Source organism: Solwaraspora sp. WMMB335 (assembly GCF_049179075.1).
Taxonomy (GTDB): Bacteria; Actinomycetota; Actinomycetes; order Mycobacteriales; family Micromonosporaceae; genus Micromonospora_E.
On record NZ_JBMHMF010000001.1, the window covers coordinates 2067564 to 2082492 of the forward strand.

The following is a 14929-nucleotide window of genomic DNA, read 5'->3' on the forward strand; positions in this document are numbered from 1 at the left end:
TCTCCTGCGGGCGGCTCAGAGCGCGTCGAGACCGCGCTCACCGGTACGGACCCGGATAACGTCCTCGACGGCCGTCACCCAGACCTTCCCGTCGCCGATCTTCCCGGTCCGAGCCGCGGTGACCACCGCGTCGACGACCTTCTCGACGTCGATCTCGTCGGTCAGGATCTCGATCCGGATCTTCGGCAGGAACTCCACGGTGTACTCGGCACCCCGGTACACCTCGGTGTGCCCCTTCTGCCGTCCGTACCCCTGGACCTCGCTCACGGTCAGGCCGGCTACGCCCAGGGCGTGCAGGGCCTCCTTGACCGCGTCGAGCTGGTACGGCTTGATGACCGCAGTCACCAGCTTCATGTCTAACCCCTCCATCAGGGAACGTTAACCGGCGACCTTCTCGCTGACCGGAGCGGATTCGCCCGATGCGGCGGGCGCCTTCCCGATGCCGGCGGAGGCGAACCCGCCACCCGTGCTGCTGCCGAACTCGTACGCGGTCTCCGCGTGCTCGGCGGTGTCGATGCCCTCGACCTCGGTCTCGGTGCTGGCCCGGAAGCCGATGGTCTTCTCGATCGCGAAACCGATGATGTACGCCACCACGAACGAGTAGACGAGGACCGCGACCACACCGATGGCCTGCAGGCCGAGCAGGTCGATTCCGCCACCGTAGACCAGACCGGCGTTGCCCTCGCCGGCCAGGACCTCGACGGCCAGGAAACCGATCAGCAGCGAGCCGATGATGCCGCCGACCATGTGTACGGCGACCACGTCGAGCGAGTCGTCGTACTTGAGCTTGTACTTCAGGCCGACGGCCAGCGCGCAGACGACACCGGCGATGATGCCGAGCGCGATGGCACCGAGCGGCTCGAGGAAGGCACAGGCCGGGGTGATGCCGACCAGACCGGCGATGGCACCGGAGGCGGCACCGAGGGTGGTCGGCTTGCCGTCACGCAGCCACTCGACCACGATCCAGCCGAGGACCGCGGCGGCGGTGGCCACCTGGGTGTTGATGAAGGCGACCGACGCCGCGCCGTTGGCGGCCACGGCCGAGCCGGCGTTGAACCCGAACCAGCCGAACCACAGCAGGCCGGCGCCGAGCAGCACCATCGGCAGGTTGTGCGGCTTGAACTTGTCCTTGGGCCAGCCGACCCGTCTGCCGAGGACCAGCGCCAGCGCCAGCGCCGCGGCACCGGCGTTGATGTGCACCGCGGTACCACCGGCGAAGTCGAGGACGCCGAGCTCGAAGATCCAGCCACCGCCCCAGACCCAGTGCGCGACCGGGAAGTAGACCAGGGTGGCCCACAGGCCGGCGAAGAGCAGCCAGGAACCGAACTTTGCCCGGTCCGCGATCGCGCCGCTGATCAGGGCGACGGTGATGACCGCGAACATCATCTGGAAGGCGACGAAGAGCAGGTCCGGGATCCCGCCCTCGGTGCCGGACTCCAGCATGCCGCGCAGGCCAGCGTAGGACAGGTTGCCCGTGATGCCCGCGACGTCGTCACCGAAGGCGATGCTGTAGCCGTAGAAGACCCACAGCAGGCTGACCAGGCCGATCGCCCCGAAGCTCATCATCATCATGTTGAGCACGGACTTGGACCGCGTCATGCCACCATAGAACAGCGCCAAACCGGGCGTCATGAGCAACACCAGGGCGGCTGAAGTCAAAATCCAGGCGGTGGCACCAGAATCTAGTTCCGGCACGCTGCCTCCTCTCAGTTGGAAAACAAAACCGGCACCAAGAGGCAGCATCGCCCGCTCGCCGGTTGCGCGAAGCTTGCTGGGCTGCTGTTTCACACAGGGTGCCCACGCGGTTTCCAACACGTGACGGGTTGTTTCCAACATGTGAAGAAAACTTCACGATCCACGGATCAGGCGGGGGCATATCAACCGAATAGCCCCTGCCAACTGTCCGGAGAGCGACAGAACCTTGCGGCTTGGTCTCATCGACAGTGCCAACTGGCGCAGATGCCCACCCAGACTACCGACAGTCATTACGCTCTAGCGCAGCGCGTACTCCAGGATGTGGCGCTCGTAGTCGAGCAACCGCAGGTCCCGCATCGGGCGGCGCAGGTGCCCCTTGTGCACGATCCGCACGAACGCCGGATCACCGGCCGCCGCCATCCGCCGGATGCCCTCGATGTGGTCGACCACCCGCTTGCGGATCGTACGGACCAGTCGGTGCCGGTCCCGCGGGATCAGCCCGTAGGCGTCGGCGAACAGCCGCAGCCGGCGCGGCCGGTCGGGGCGCTGCCAGCCGAGCGTGTAGGAGTCCCGGTCGGAGAACAGCGGGACCCAGGTCCACGCGGCGTACGCCACGTCGTAGATCCGCGCACCCGGCGAGGCCAGGTCGAAGTCGATCAGCGCGAGGGTGCCGTCCGGCCGCCAGATGACGTTGTGCGGTGCGGCGTCGTGATGGCAGATGACCTCGGTGTCCGGCGGCGGCGGACCGAAGGAGCGCCAGACCGCGTTGGGCTGCGGCCGAAAGCCGTACTGCGCGTCATGGAACATCCGCAACATGGTCGCCACGGTCACCAACGCCTCGTCGCTGACCCAATGCGGCGCCAGGGGATACTCCCCGCACTCACCCTCGACGTACGACAACACCTCGCGGTTGCGTTCGTCCATGCCGAGCGCGCGGGGCGAGCCGGTGAACCCGACGTACTCCAGGTGTCGCAGCAGCGCGTGCACCGACGGGGTCCACGGGCCGACGTTGCGCCGCACCGTGTCGCCCACCCGGACCACGGTGCTCACGTTGCCGCCGCGCAGCGGGATCTCCTGCTGGGTCACGTACGGTCTGCCGAGCCGACGTGACCCCTGATCGCGACTAATCACCCGAGGCTACGCATCCGTTCCGCGTGATTCGACACCCATCAGGGCGTCGACGAACTGGGCCGGGTCGAACGGGGCGAGATCGTCCGGCCCCTCGCCCAGACCGACCAGCTTGACCGCGATGCCGAGCTTGCGTTGCACCGCGATGACGATGCCTCCCTTGGCTGTGCCGTCGAGCTTGGTCAGCACCACTCCGGTGACCTCGACCGCATCGGTGAACACACGGGCCTGCTCCAACCCATTCTGACCGGTGGTAGCGTCCAGCACGAGCAGTGTCTCGTGCACCGGACCGTGCTTGCTGACCACCCGCTTGACCTTGCCGAGTTCGTCCATCAGGCCGATCTTGTTCTGCAACCGGCCGGCAGTGTCGATCAACACCGCGTCGACCTTGGTGTCGACCCCACGCTTGACCGCGTCGAAGGCGACACTGGCCGGATCAGCTCCCTCCGGACCCCGGACGACCTCGGCCCCCACCCGGGAGGCCCAGGTGGTCAGCTGGTCGGCGGCGGCGGCCCGGAAGGTGTCCGCCGCGCCGAGCAGCACACTGCGGCCGTCCGCGACCAGCACTCGGCCGATCTTGCCGCAGGTGGTGGTCTTGCCCGCGCCGTTGACTCCGACCACCAGGATGACGCTGGGCTCGCCGGTCAGATTCAGTGTCCGGTCCAGCTGGGGATCGAGCGCGGTGACCAACTCCTCGGACAGCAGGGTCCGCAGCTGCGTCGCACTACGCGTGCCGAGCACCCGGGTGCGCTCCCGCAACCGGTCGACGATCTCCGCCGTCGCGTCGATGCCCACGTCGGCGCTGATCAGGTTCTCCTCGATCTCCTCCCACACGTCCTCGTCGAGGTGGTCGCGGGAGAGCAGGCTCAGCAGCCCTTTGCCGAGCAGGCTCTGCGAGCGCGACAGCCGGGTGCGCAACCGCACCAGCCGCCCGGCGGTCGGCTCGGGGCGCTCCAGCACCGGTGGCGCCGGTGCGACCGGCTCGGCCGGTGCCTGCTCCGGCTCGGCCGGTGGCGCCAGCGGCGGCTCGGCGATCACCACGCCGCCGGTGCGTTCGCCGTCCTCGCCGACGGGCGGGCGCTCCTGCTCCAGCCCACCACCCGGCTGGGTCGGTGGAGCCGGCGGCAACGGCGGCTGCCGGCGCAGCCGGGGCACCAGCAGCCCCACGCCCGCCAGGAGCAGCACGCCGAGCAGGATCGCGGCGAGGACGAGGTAATCCATGGGGAAATCCTGACAGATGGCCGGCGCGACTTCCCGCCCACCGCCAGCCTTCGGCCGGCGGGCCGGCCGGTACAGTGTCGCCGCCAGGGCCGGGGCGCGACCTGCCGGGGCGAACCGGCCACGTACCGCCGGAGAGAACCGACCACGTACGGCCACAGGAGTCCCAGCCGTACCCCGTACGGCAGGAATTCAGCCGATGCACAGGTCAGCACAGTCGGAAGCATCGCCACCACGGGTAAGAATGGGCGCGGCATCCCCCCGCCACCTTGGAGGTCGTTCATGTCGCGACGGCACGGCGCCGAGCTGCTGATCGGGCCGGTGTTGCGCCGCGTCGTCGGCCTGCGGGCGACCGTCTGGGTCGAGACCAGCGCGCCGGCCGCGGTCCGGGTCGACACCCAGTACGGTGCGACCGGAAGCGCCCACACGTTCAGCGCGTTCGGTCACCACTACGCGATCGTCGTCGTCGACGGGCTGCAACCGGGAAGCGTCGACCGGTACCAGGTGTTCCTCGACGACCGGCGGGTCTGGCCCGAACCGGACTCGCGGTACCCGGCGAGCGTGATCCGGACCCGCCGATCGGACGACACCGACCAGCCGGTACGCCTGCTGTTCGGCTCGTGCCGGGAGACCACCCAGCACTCGACCGCCCGGCGGCTGCCACCGGACGCGCTCGACGCGTACGCCCGGCGGCTGGCGCACCTGGACCCGGTCGGGGACGCCTGGCCGGATCTGCTGCTGCTGCTCGGCGACCAGGTGTACGCGGACGAGACCTCACCGCTGATCCGGCGGTTTCTCCGGCGCCGGCGCAAGCACCGTGGCCGGCCTCCGGGCGCCCCGGTCGACCAGGTGGTCAGCTTCACCGAATACACCCGGCTGTATCTGGAGTCGTGGCGGGACCCGGAGATCCGCTGGCTGCTGTCGACCGTACCCAGCGTGATGATCTTCGACGACCACGAGATCATCGACGACTGGAACACCTCCGCCGCCTGGCGCGCCGACATGCGCCGCGAGGCCTGGTGGTCCGAACGGATCAGCAGCGGGCTCGCGTCGTACTGGGTCTATCAGCACCTGGGCAACCTGTCACCGGCGGAGATCGCCGCCGACCCGGTTCACCGGGCGGTCGTCGCCGCCGGCGACGACGCCACCGATGTGCTGCGCGAGTTCGGTGAGCGGGTGGACACCGAGTCCGACGTGGCCCATGACCAGCGGCGTTGGGCGCAGGCCCAGTACCAGTGGAGCTATTCGCTGGACGTGGGCAACACCCGGGTACTCATGCTGGACAACCGCTGCAGCCGGGTGCTGCGGCCAGGTGCCCGTAGCATGCTGCCGGCCGGCGAATGGTCCTGGTTCACCGACCGGGTACACGGCCGCTACGAGCATCTGGTGGTCGGCTCGTCGCTGCCGTGGCTGCTGCCGCCCGGCATCCACCATCTGGAATCGTGGAACGAACGGATCGCCGAGTCGCCGCGCCGGTGGGTGGCCTCCGCCGCCGAGTGGATACGGCGAGGAGTGGATCTCGAACACTGGGCCGCGTTCCGGCGTTCCTTCGACGACCTCGGTCACCTGTTCACCCGGATCGGTTCCGGCCCGCGTACCCCCGGGGAGCCGGCCACCGGCGTGCCCACCGCCACGGCCGAGCGGGTCGGGGCCGGCCCCAGCTACCCGCCGCCGGCCTCGATCAGCGTCGTCTCCGGCGACGTGCACCACTCGTACGTGGCCCGAGCCGGCCTGCCCGGCCAGGTGCGCACCCCGGTGCACCAGCTGACCTGTTCCCCGATCCACAACCAGGTGCCCGCGGTGATGCGGCCGCTGATGCGGTTGGGCTGGTGGCGTGGGCCGGCCATGGCGGTACGCGTGCTGGCGCGCGGTGCGGGCCTGCCCGCACCGTCGGTACGGTGGCGCAAGCTCGACGGCCCGTACTTCGGGAACGCGGTGAGCACCCTCCTGCACGACGGGGCCACCGCGGAGGTGGTGCTGGAGGGCACCACCTCCGACGGCCTGTTACGAGAAGTGATCCGCCGCCGGCTCACCGCGCCGGTCACCGACCAGCCGGTCACGGACCAGCCGGTCGGTCCGGGCCGACGGCCTGCGGCTGATCCGGGCCGGGAGTCGGCTCCGGTTCCGGAGCCGGAGCCGGCGATCGACCGGCCGGGCGGTCGTCGGCCGACTTGAGCCGCTGGCTGATCACCTGGGTGACGCCGTTGCGCATGGTCACGCCGTACAACGCGTCCGCCACCTCCATGGTGCGCTTCTGGTGGGTGATGATGATCAACTGGCTACGGTCCCGCAGCTGGGCCATCAGCGTGATCAGCCGGCCCAGGTTGACGTCGTCGAGGGCGGCTTCGACCTCGTCCATGATGTAGAACGGGCTCGGCCGGGCCCGGAAGATCGCCACCAGCATCGCCACCGCGGTCAACGACCGCTCGCCGCCGGACAGCAGCGACAGTCGCTTGATCTTCTTGCCCGGTGGCCGGGCCTCGACCTCCACCCCGGTGGTGAGCAGGTCGTCCGGCTCGGTGAGCACCAGCCGGCCCTCGCCGCCGGGGAACAGCACCCGGAAGACCTCCTCGAACTCGCGGGCGGTGTCGGCATAGGCACTGGAGAAGACCTCAAGGATGCGCTCGTCGACGTCGGAGACGACGGTGAGCAGGTCCCTGCGGGTGGCCTTGAGATCCTCCAGCTGGTCGGAGAGAAACTTGTAGCGTTCCTCCAGCGCCGCGAACTCCTCCAGCGCCAGCGGGTTGACCTTGCCGAGCAGGGCCAACTCCCGCTCCGCCTTGCCGGCCCGCTTCTCCTGGGTCGCCCGGTCGAACGGCACCGGCACCGGCACCGGCTTGCCGTCGGCCGTGGCGGCGGCAACCTGCGCCTGGGTCGGCGGGACCGGCTGGTGCGGGCCGTACTCGGCGAGCAGCGTCTCGACGTCCAGCGAGAAGTCCTCGGCCGCCTTCGCTTCCAGCTGCTCGATCCGCAACCGCTGCTCGGCACGGGCGACCTCGTCACGGTGCACCGCGCTGGTGAGCCGTTCCAGCTCTGCGCCGAGCCGCTTGGCCGCGCCGCGTACCTCCTGCAACTCGGCCTCACGCGCGGCCCGGGACCGGGCGATCTCGTCGCGGGCGTGCGCGGCTTCGTCGAGGGACTCGGCGAGCCGGGCGAGCGCGAGCCGGGCACCGGCGGTGACCGCCCGGGCGATCGCCGCTCCCCTGGCCCGGGCCGCCCGACGGGCCGCGGCCCGCTCCCGCGCGGCACGCTCGGCCGCGGCCTGGCGCAGCAGCGAATCCGCCCGCCCGGATATCGAGGAAACCCGTTCCTCGGCGGTCCGCACCGCGAGCCGGACCTCCATCTCGTTCTGCCGGGCACCCGGCAGCATCGCCGCGAGCTGGTCGCGTTCGGCCGTCGAGGGATCCTCGTCGAGCGGGGTCGCCTCAGCCAGCCGCAGCCGTTCCGCCAGCTCGGCCAGGGCAGCCAGGTCGCGTTCCCGGCCCTGCGCGGCCTTGTCCCGGGAGGCGGCCAGCCGCTCCGCTTCCGCCCGCGCGGAGCGGGCGGCCGCGCCCAGCTCGGCGAGGCGGCGGGCGGCGGCGTTGCGCTGGCCCTCGGCCTGCCGGCGGGCGGCGGCGGCCTGCGTGACCTGTTCCTTGGCGGTGGCCGCGGCTTCCCGGGCTGCGGCGAGCTGGTCGTGCAGCTCGGCGACGGTGGTCTCGGCGGTGAGCCGGTTGCTGCGGGCTTCCTCGACCGCCGCCTGTACCTCGATGAAGCTGGGCGCCTTGGCGGAGCCGCCGGCCGCGGCGTACACCCCGACGATGTCCCCGTCCGGGGTGACCGCCCGCAGCCCTGGATTGTCCGCCACCGCCCGGGTGGCGCCCGCCAGGTCGGCGACCAGGATCACGTCGCGCAGTGCCCAGTGCAACGCCGGGCGCAACTGGTCGACGCAGGTGATCACGTCAGGTGCCCAGGTGGCGCCCGACGGTAGCGCCGGGCGCAACGCGTCGGCGGAGCCGATCATCCCCGGCCCGGCCGCACCGGCGACCAGCAGGCTGGCCCGGCCGGAATCCTGAATCTTCAGCAGCCGCATCGCCTCGGCGGCCTCGTCGACGCCGCTGACCGCGACGGCATCGGCCAGCGAGCCGAGCGCGGCGGCGAGCGCCGCCTCATGGCCCGGCGCGACGGTGAGCATGCCGGCCAGGCTGCCGAGCAGGCCGGGCACCTGGTCGGCCCGGGCCAGCAGGGCACCGGCGCCGTCGGCCCGGCGTAGTCCCATGGCCAGCGCATCCTCCCGGGCCTGCCAGGTCGCCGCCTCCTTCTCGGCCCGGCGTTCGGCGTCGGACAGCTGCCGGACCTGGGCGGCCGCGGCGTCGTGGGCGGCGACCGCGTCGGCGTGCCGCGCGTCCAGGTCGGCGTTGTCCCGATCGGCCTCGGTGGACTGCTCGGCAGCCATGTCCAGGTCCAGTTGGGCGGCCTCGGCCCGGGACTGCGCGTCGGCGTGCGCGGCGGTCAGCCGGGAGATCTCCTCGGCGGAGCTGGAGGTACGGGCCCGCGCCGAGTTGACCTGGCCGGTCAGCCGGGCCAGCCCTTCGCGCCGGTCGGCGATGGCTTTGGCGGCGACGACCAGCGCCCGTTCGGCCTCCGCCAGTTGCGCTTCCAGCTGCTGGCGGCCTTCCACCGCCTCGGCGAGGCGGATCTGGTCCTCGGTGAGCGCGGCTCGCAGGTCCTCCTCCTGAGCCCGAATCCGTTCGGCTTCGGCGGTCAGCTGCTCCGGGTCGCGACCGGGGCGTTCGTCGTCGGGCACCATGGACAGGTGCCGGAGCCGCTCGCCGGCGAGCTGCTCGGTGGAGCGGAACCGCTCCTGCAGGGTGGAAAGGGTGTACCAGGTGTCCTGCGCTGCGGTCAGCAGCGGGGCGTCAGAGGCCAGGGCGGCTTCCAGCTCGGCGAGGCGGACCTGCACCTCAGCGTGTTCTTCCTCCACCTCGGTGCGGCGCTGGCGCAGCGCCGTCTCATCGGCGATCTCCTTGTCCAGCGTGGCGCGCAGGGTGCTCAGGTCGTCGGCGAGCAGCCGCAGCCGGGCGTCGCGCAGGTCGGCCTGGATGCCGGCGGCCCGGCGGGCCACCTCGGCCTGCCGACCCAACGGCTTGAGCTGGCGTCGTAGCTCGGCGGTGAGGTCGGTGAGCCGGTCCAGGTTGGTCTGCATGGCGGTCAGCTTCCGCAACGCCTTTTCCTTGCGCTTGCGGTGCTTGAGCACGCCGGCGGCCTCCTCGATGAAGGCTCGCCGGTCCTCCGGCTTGGCGTGCAGTACGGCGTCGAGCTGGCCCTGGCCGACGATGACGTGCATCTCCCGGCCGATGCCGGAGTCGGAGAGCAGTTCCTGGATGTCGAGCAGCCGGCAGGAGTTGCCGTTGATCTCGTATTCGCTCTCGCCGGAGCGGAACATCCGCCGGGTGATCGACACCTCGGTGTACTCGATGGGCAGGGCGCCGTCGGTGTTGTCGATCGTCAGGGTCACCTCGGCCCGGCCCAGAGGTGCCCGGCCGGCGGTGCCGGCGAAGATGACGTCTTCCATCTTGCCGCCGCGTAGCGCCTTGGCGCCCTGCTCGCCGAGGACCCAGGCGATGGCGTCCACGACGTTGGACTTGCCGGAACCGTTGGGGCCGACCACGCAGGTGATCCCCGGTTCCAGCTTCAAGGTGGTGGCGGAGGCGAACGACTTGAAGCCCTTCACCGTCAAACTCTTGAGATGCACGGTCCGATTCCTCGTCCGACGGTCGTCGGGCGGCCGTCAGTCCTGGTCAGTACCGCACAGGCTAACTCGTCGACGCGACGACCACCGGTTTCGGCGCACGGCCGCGGGTGGCGCACGGCCACCCGAGCGGGTGGTCCCCAGGATGCCCACCCGGTCAGGCGGCAGGGCACTGGCCGGGGCCGGGCGCGGACAAAAAGCTGCGCGCCGCCACGGGTGGTGGTCGGCGCGCTGTGGGTGCGTGCGGTCAGTTCATGCACTGGCGGTGGGCGCCGGCGTGACCGGCGCCCCGAGATCAGGTGAGCGCAGGCTCAGCCAGCCGCAGCAGGCCGTCGGTCTCGGCGGCCGCCGCCGCGAGCCGATCGTTCTCCGCCCGCAGCCGGGTGATCTCGAACTCCAGTGCCTGTACCGTGGCACGCAATCGGGTGACCTCGTCGAGCAGACGCCGATCGGGTGCTGCACCAACGTGGCCGTAGAGGGCCTTCGCCATTTCGTCTCCTTGTAATGCGCTGCCGGAAAGGCCGGCCAACGCGCGCCCGTGAATCCTCGCGACTGTCCAACCCTCGGGCATGCGAGGGCGCGACTGGGCGCGACTGGCGACCTTCTTATGGTCCGCCGAAGTCGTCGCTTCGTCAAGTTCCACCAGACGAGGATCCCCACCGTTACAACAGAATCTTCGTCTCAAAAGGTACGAATAGGTCGAGAATTGCGGCACAGGTCACAACAACCTCGTCTACCAGGGCGATCGGGCATCCGGACCGGAAGAACCCCTGGCACCCGCCTTATCTCTTCCTTAGCGTGATCGCCGGGGTTCCTTAGAGGCGTTGCCGGCCGGCCGCGCACGACCGTAGCGTCACGTCCGGCTGAGCGCCCCGGCGAGCAGGCAGCACCGTCTGTCGTCGATCCCGGCACGTGGACCGCACACGTGCCCACCACAGGCGGAGGAACCGACGTTGTACCGGCGCAGCGACCCGGTCGATACCCCCGGCCCGGGCAGCCCGCCACCGTTCGGAGCACCCGCTGGCGAGCATCCGGTCACGTACCGGGAATCCGACCGCCTCGGGCAGAGCTCGTGGCGTGATCATCTCGACACCGAGCGGCACGCGGGCGAGGCTTCCGACCACGTCGGGTACCCCGGCGACCGGCAATGGGACGACCACGCCCAGTGGGACAGCAATCGCTCGCAGTGGGGCGAGGACGCCCAGCCGTACGGTGAACCCTGGGACAGCGGTCCGCAGGCCGGTAACTGGCCCGACCACGGGCGGTGGCGCCCAGAGGTTTCGGGTCCGCACCGGGACGTCGGTTACGACGTCGACTACGTGGATGCCACCCAGTACGCCGGCCGGCCGGATTCGTACCCGGACCAGGACTCGTACCCGGACCAGGACTCGTACCGGGATTACGACGGTCGGGATCCGGCCGACGCGGACGGTACCGACGGCTGGGCTGCCGAGCTCCCGCCTGAGCGCACCGACGGCTGGGCTGCCGAGCTTCCGCCTCCGGGTAGCGAGGACCCGACCAGCGCCCTGCCGTCGACCCGGGCCGCCCGCAGACGGGCGGCGACCGCCACGGCGCAGGCGGACAGGTCCGCCGGGCGGACCGGTCGTGGTCGCCGGGCTCCTGGTCCGGCCATGCTGGCCACTCTGGTGGCGGTGCTGCTGGTCACCGTCGGCGGCGGCGTGGCCATGCTGCGGTCCGGGTTGACCGACGCCGCCGGCACCGGGGCGGATCCGGCGGGTACGGTGGCGGCCGGCCCACAGACCACCGCGGACCGGTCGGGGCTATCCGACGAGACCGACGCTCCGCAGATCGGCGAACCCGAAGTGCTCGGGTTCGACCTCGGTCCTGCCCCGACGCCAAGCCCGGCACCGCCGCCGACCACCGCGACGCAGCCGACCCCGAGCAGCGGCGGCGGCACACCGCAGCAGCCATCGCGGACCACCGCGGCTCCGCCACCGGCGACAACCGCTGCCGCGCCCGAGCCCTCCGGCGGCGGCGACGGCGGCAACCAGTTCGAGCAAGAGGTCCTGGCCATCGTCAACCAGGAACGCGGCGCCAACGGGTGCGCGGCGGTCACCATCAACGCCAGGCTCTCCGAGGCGTCCCGGCTACACAGCGAGGACCAGGCGGCCAACAACACCATGTCGCACGAAGGCAGCGACGGCAGCTCTCCGTGGGAACGCGCCGAACGGGCCGGCTACCAGCAGGCGATCGGCGAGAACGTGGCTGCCGGCTACCCGAGCGCCGCAGCGGTGATGGAGGGCTGGATGAACAGCTCCGGCCATCGGGCCAACATCCTCAACTGTGACGCCGTCGCGATGGGCGTCGGCACCGCGAGGTCGTCGGACGGCACGCTCTACTGGACTCAGATGTTCGGCGCGGTGGCGTAACTGGACCTGCCCCCGGTGCCAGGCTGCGGCTGTCGGATCCGGACTTCCGGCTCCGCGACGGGACGAGGTCGCGGCTGGCACCGGGGACAGCTGAACGATGAACGGTTCATGAACGCCTCCCGACGGATGGCCGCGCCACACCGCCGGCACGGACGCCCTTCCTGCCCGTACGCGTTGAGCGACCGGTCGAAGTAGCCGCTGTCCCCGTTGACGTCGACGTACAGCGCGTCGAAGCTGGTGCCGCCCTGTCCGATCGCCTCGCGCAGCACGTCGCGCACGTGGGCGAGCAGTCGGGTGATGGCCGGTCCGGTCAGCCGGTCGGTCGGTCGGGTGCCGTGCAGCCTTGCCCGCCACAGCGCCTCGTCCGCGTAGATGTTGCCGATACCGGAGATCAGCGACTGGTCGAGCAACGCCCGCTTGATCTCGGTACGCCGCCGGCGCACCGCGGCGACGAACGCCGGGTCGGAGAATTCCGGATCGAGCGGATCCCGGGCGATGTGCGCGATCTCCGCCGGTAGCGCGGCGCCGCCGGCCGAGACGGCCAACCCGCCGAACGTACGCTGATCGACGAAACGTAGTTCCGGATCGCCATCGCGGAACCGGAACCGGATCCGCAGATGCGGTCCGTCCCCGGCGGTCGCCGGTTGCAGCAGGAACTGGCCGGACATGCCGAGATGACCGACGATCGCGTCGCCACTGTCCAGCGGCATCCACAGGTACTTGCCGCGCCGGCACACGTCCAGGACCTTCCGGTCTACCAGCACCGCGGCGAAATGGACGGGCCCGGGCGCGTGCCGGCGTACCGCACGTGGATGTCGGACCTCGACGGCGGCGAACCGGCGGCCGACGACCCAGCCGGCCAGGCCCTGCCGGACCGTCTCGACCTCGGGTAGCTCGGGCATTTCGCTCCTCAGTGGCCGGGGTCCGGGCTGTCTGGGCCATCCTGCCCGTCCGGGTGGTTGGCGCCGCGCTCCGTATCCACGTCCAGACCCAGAGTGACCGCGCCACCGGCGACGGCAGCGGCATCGGCCACCTCGGTCGAGAGGATCCGCCAGGCTGATTCGGCGGCCCGCTGCTCGGCTTCCTTCTTGCTCCGGCCCTCGGCCCCGCCGTAGCGCCGCCCGGCCACCACCACCCAGGCGGTGAACGTCTTCGCGTGGTCCGGTCCGGCATCGTCGATCCGGTACTCCGGCACGCCGAGTCCGAGCATCGCGGTGAGCTCCTGCAGACTGGTCTTCCAGTCGAGCGCGGCACCCCGGCGGGCCGACTCGGCCATCAACGGGTCGAACAGCCGGTGGATCACCAGCGCCGCGGTGTCCAGCCCGTACTGCAGGTAGATCGCACCGAGCAGGGCCTCCAGGGTGTCGGCCAGGATGCTGGCCTTGTCCCGCCCGCCGGTGGTCTCCTCCCCCTTGCCGAGCAACAGGTACGGGCCGAGGCCCTGCGGACCGAGCGCCCGCGCCACTTCGGCCAGCGCCCGCATGTTGACCACACTCGCCCGCAGCTTGGCGAGCTGCCCCTCGGGCAGGTCGGGATGGTTGTGGAACAGCGCCGAGGTGATCACCACCCCGAGCACCGAGTCGCCGAGGAACTCCAACCGCTCGTTGGTGGGCAGGCCGCCGTTCTCGTACGCGTACGACCGGTGGGTGAGCGCGCGCATCAGCAGGTCCGGTTCGAACGCGACGCCGAAGGCGGCTTCCAGATGGGTGACGGGCGGACGGCGGGACTGATTGTTGCTCATGGCGAAACCTCGTCTTGATCAGCGAGCAGCCGGGCGATGTCGGCGAGCATCCGGGCGATCATCGCGGTCACCTGGCGACGGTGCAGGTCGGCGGCGAGCGCGATCCCGGAGGCGAGGTCCGCCCCGGTCGCCGCACCGTGGCAGACCACGACCGTGCCGGCCACCCCGAGCAAGGTCGCTGCCCGTGGCGCGGTTGCGCCCGGTTCCCGGCCGCCGGCCATGGCGTACGCGCCCTCGATGCCCTTGAGTAGGACGTTGCCGGTGAATCCGTCGGTGACGACGACGTCCGCCCGGTCGCCGACCGTGGCGTCGTGCCCCTCGACCAGCCCGACGTACTCGCCGCCGGCCGGCAGGGTCAGGGTCTGCAGCAGGGCGTCGGCACCGCGACGGGCCCGGTCACCCTTGCCGGGCTCGGTGCCGATGGACAGCAGCCCGACCCGGGGGCGGCCACGGTCGAGCATCGCCGCCGCGTACGCGGCGCCGAGCAACGCGTGTCGGGCCAGGGTGGCCGGTCGGGCTTCGATCGAGGCACCGACGTCGAGCAGCGTGACCGGTCCGGCGACCGCCGGCAGCACGGCGGCGAGCGCGGGGCGGCGCACCAACGGCCAGCGACCGAACCCGAGGGCGGCGGCGGTGACGATCGCCCCGCTGGACCCGGCGGAGATCAGTGCGTCGGCCGCGCCTTCGGCGACCGCCGCCACGCTGGCCTGGGTCGTCGTGCCGGCACGGCCACCACGGACCGCCGGATCCGTCATCTGGGCGGTGTCACGCACCGGGCGTACGGCGATCCGGTCGCGCTGCGCGCCGGGCAGCGCGCCACGCACCTCGCCGGCCACGTCCGGCGGGCCGACGAGCAACAGGTGAAGATCGGGATCGGCGCGGCAGGCACGCAGAGCGCCGTCAACCACGACGGCGGGTGCCCCATCCCCGCCGAGGAGGTCAACGGCGATCCGCGGAGTGCCCGGTGCGAGGGCAGGGCCAGCCGGTTCCGGCCGGCCGGCCCGGTCCCAGGTCGGAACACTCCCG

General features: G+C 71.3%; 8 protein-coding genes and 3 pseudogenes. 2 read left to right on the forward strand and 9 right to left on the reverse strand.

What is annotated here, in order from left to right; genetic code table 11:
• Window positions 1–15: 15 nt before the first annotated feature.
• From ACN27F_RS08640 to ftsY, 4 genes are all read right to left on the reverse strand, one after another.
• The gene (locus ACN27F_RS08640; RefSeq protein ID WP_421432219.1) at window positions 16–354 is read right to left on the reverse strand and encodes a P-II family nitrogen regulator; all 339 of its coding nucleotides are present in this window, start codon (window positions 352–354) and stop codon (window positions 16–18) included.
• A gap of 24 nt (window positions 355–378) precedes the next feature.
• Window positions 379–1743: an ammonium transporter gene (locus tag ACN27F_RS08645; protein WP_421432221.1), complete on the reverse strand. Its 1365-nt coding sequence runs from the start codon at window positions 1741–1743 to the stop codon at window positions 379–381.
• Between the two features lie 249 nt (window positions 1744–1992).
• On the reverse strand, window positions 1993–2826 hold the full coding sequence (locus ACN27F_RS08650; RefSeq protein ID WP_421432223.1) for an aminoglycoside phosphotransferase family protein: 834 nt from the start codon (window positions 2824–2826) through the stop codon (window positions 1993–1995).
• Window positions 2827–2832: 6 nt separating this feature from the next.
• Window positions 2833–4044 carry a signal recognition particle-docking protein FtsY gene (gene ftsY, locus ACN27F_RS08655; protein ID WP_421432224.1) on the reverse strand — a complete coding sequence of 404 codons (1212 nt, stop codon included), beginning with the start codon at window positions 4042–4044 and terminating at the stop codon, window positions 2833–2835.
• 279 nt (window positions 4045–4323) lie between these two features.
• Between ftsY and ACN27F_RS08660 the strand changes: the two are divergent.
• Window positions 4324–6150, forward strand: a pseudogene (locus ACN27F_RS08660) (alkaline phosphatase D family protein); the annotation flags it as partial.
• Window positions 6151–6199: 49 nt separating this feature from the next.
• Here the strand turns inward: ACN27F_RS08660 and smc are convergent.
• A pseudogene (smc, locus tag ACN27F_RS08665) lies at window positions 6200–9775 on the reverse strand (chromosome segregation protein SMC); the annotation flags it as partial.
• Window positions 9776–10067: 292 nt separating this feature from the next.
• Window positions 10068–10262, reverse strand: a complete 195-nt coding sequence (locus ACN27F_RS08670) for a hypothetical protein (protein ID WP_421432225.1) — start codon at window positions 10260–10262, stop codon at window positions 10068–10070.
• A gap of 463 nt (window positions 10263–10725) precedes the next feature.
• Between ACN27F_RS08670 and ACN27F_RS08675 the strand changes: the two genes are divergently transcribed.
• Window positions 10726–12162, forward strand: a complete 1437-nt coding sequence (locus tag ACN27F_RS08675; protein WP_421432226.1) for a CAP domain-containing protein — start codon at window positions 10726–10728, stop codon at window positions 12160–12162.
• A 62-nt stretch (window positions 12163–12224) separates the two neighbouring features.
• On the opposite strand, the pseudogene mutM reads toward ACN27F_RS08675, so the two are convergent.
• The 3 genes and pseudogenes from mutM to ACN27F_RS08690 form a co-directional block, all read right to left on the reverse strand.
• Window positions 12225–13064, reverse strand: a pseudogene (mutM, locus tag ACN27F_RS08680) (bifunctional DNA-formamidopyrimidine glycosylase/DNA-(apurinic or apyrimidinic site) lyase); the annotation flags it as partial.
• 8 nt (window positions 13065–13072) lie between these two features.
• Window positions 13073–13903, reverse strand: a complete 831-nt coding sequence (rnc, locus tag ACN27F_RS08685; protein ID WP_421432227.1) for a ribonuclease III — start codon at window positions 13901–13903, stop codon at window positions 13073–13075.
• Window positions 13900–14853 (reverse strand): phosphate acyltransferase PlsX, encoded by a 954-nt coding sequence (locus ACN27F_RS08690; RefSeq protein ID WP_421440058.1) that lies wholly within the window; start codon window positions 14851–14853, stop codon window positions 13900–13902. Before ACN27F_RS08690 ends, rnc begins: the two co-directional genes overlap by 4 nt.
• Window positions 14854–14929 lie beyond the last annotated feature (76 nt).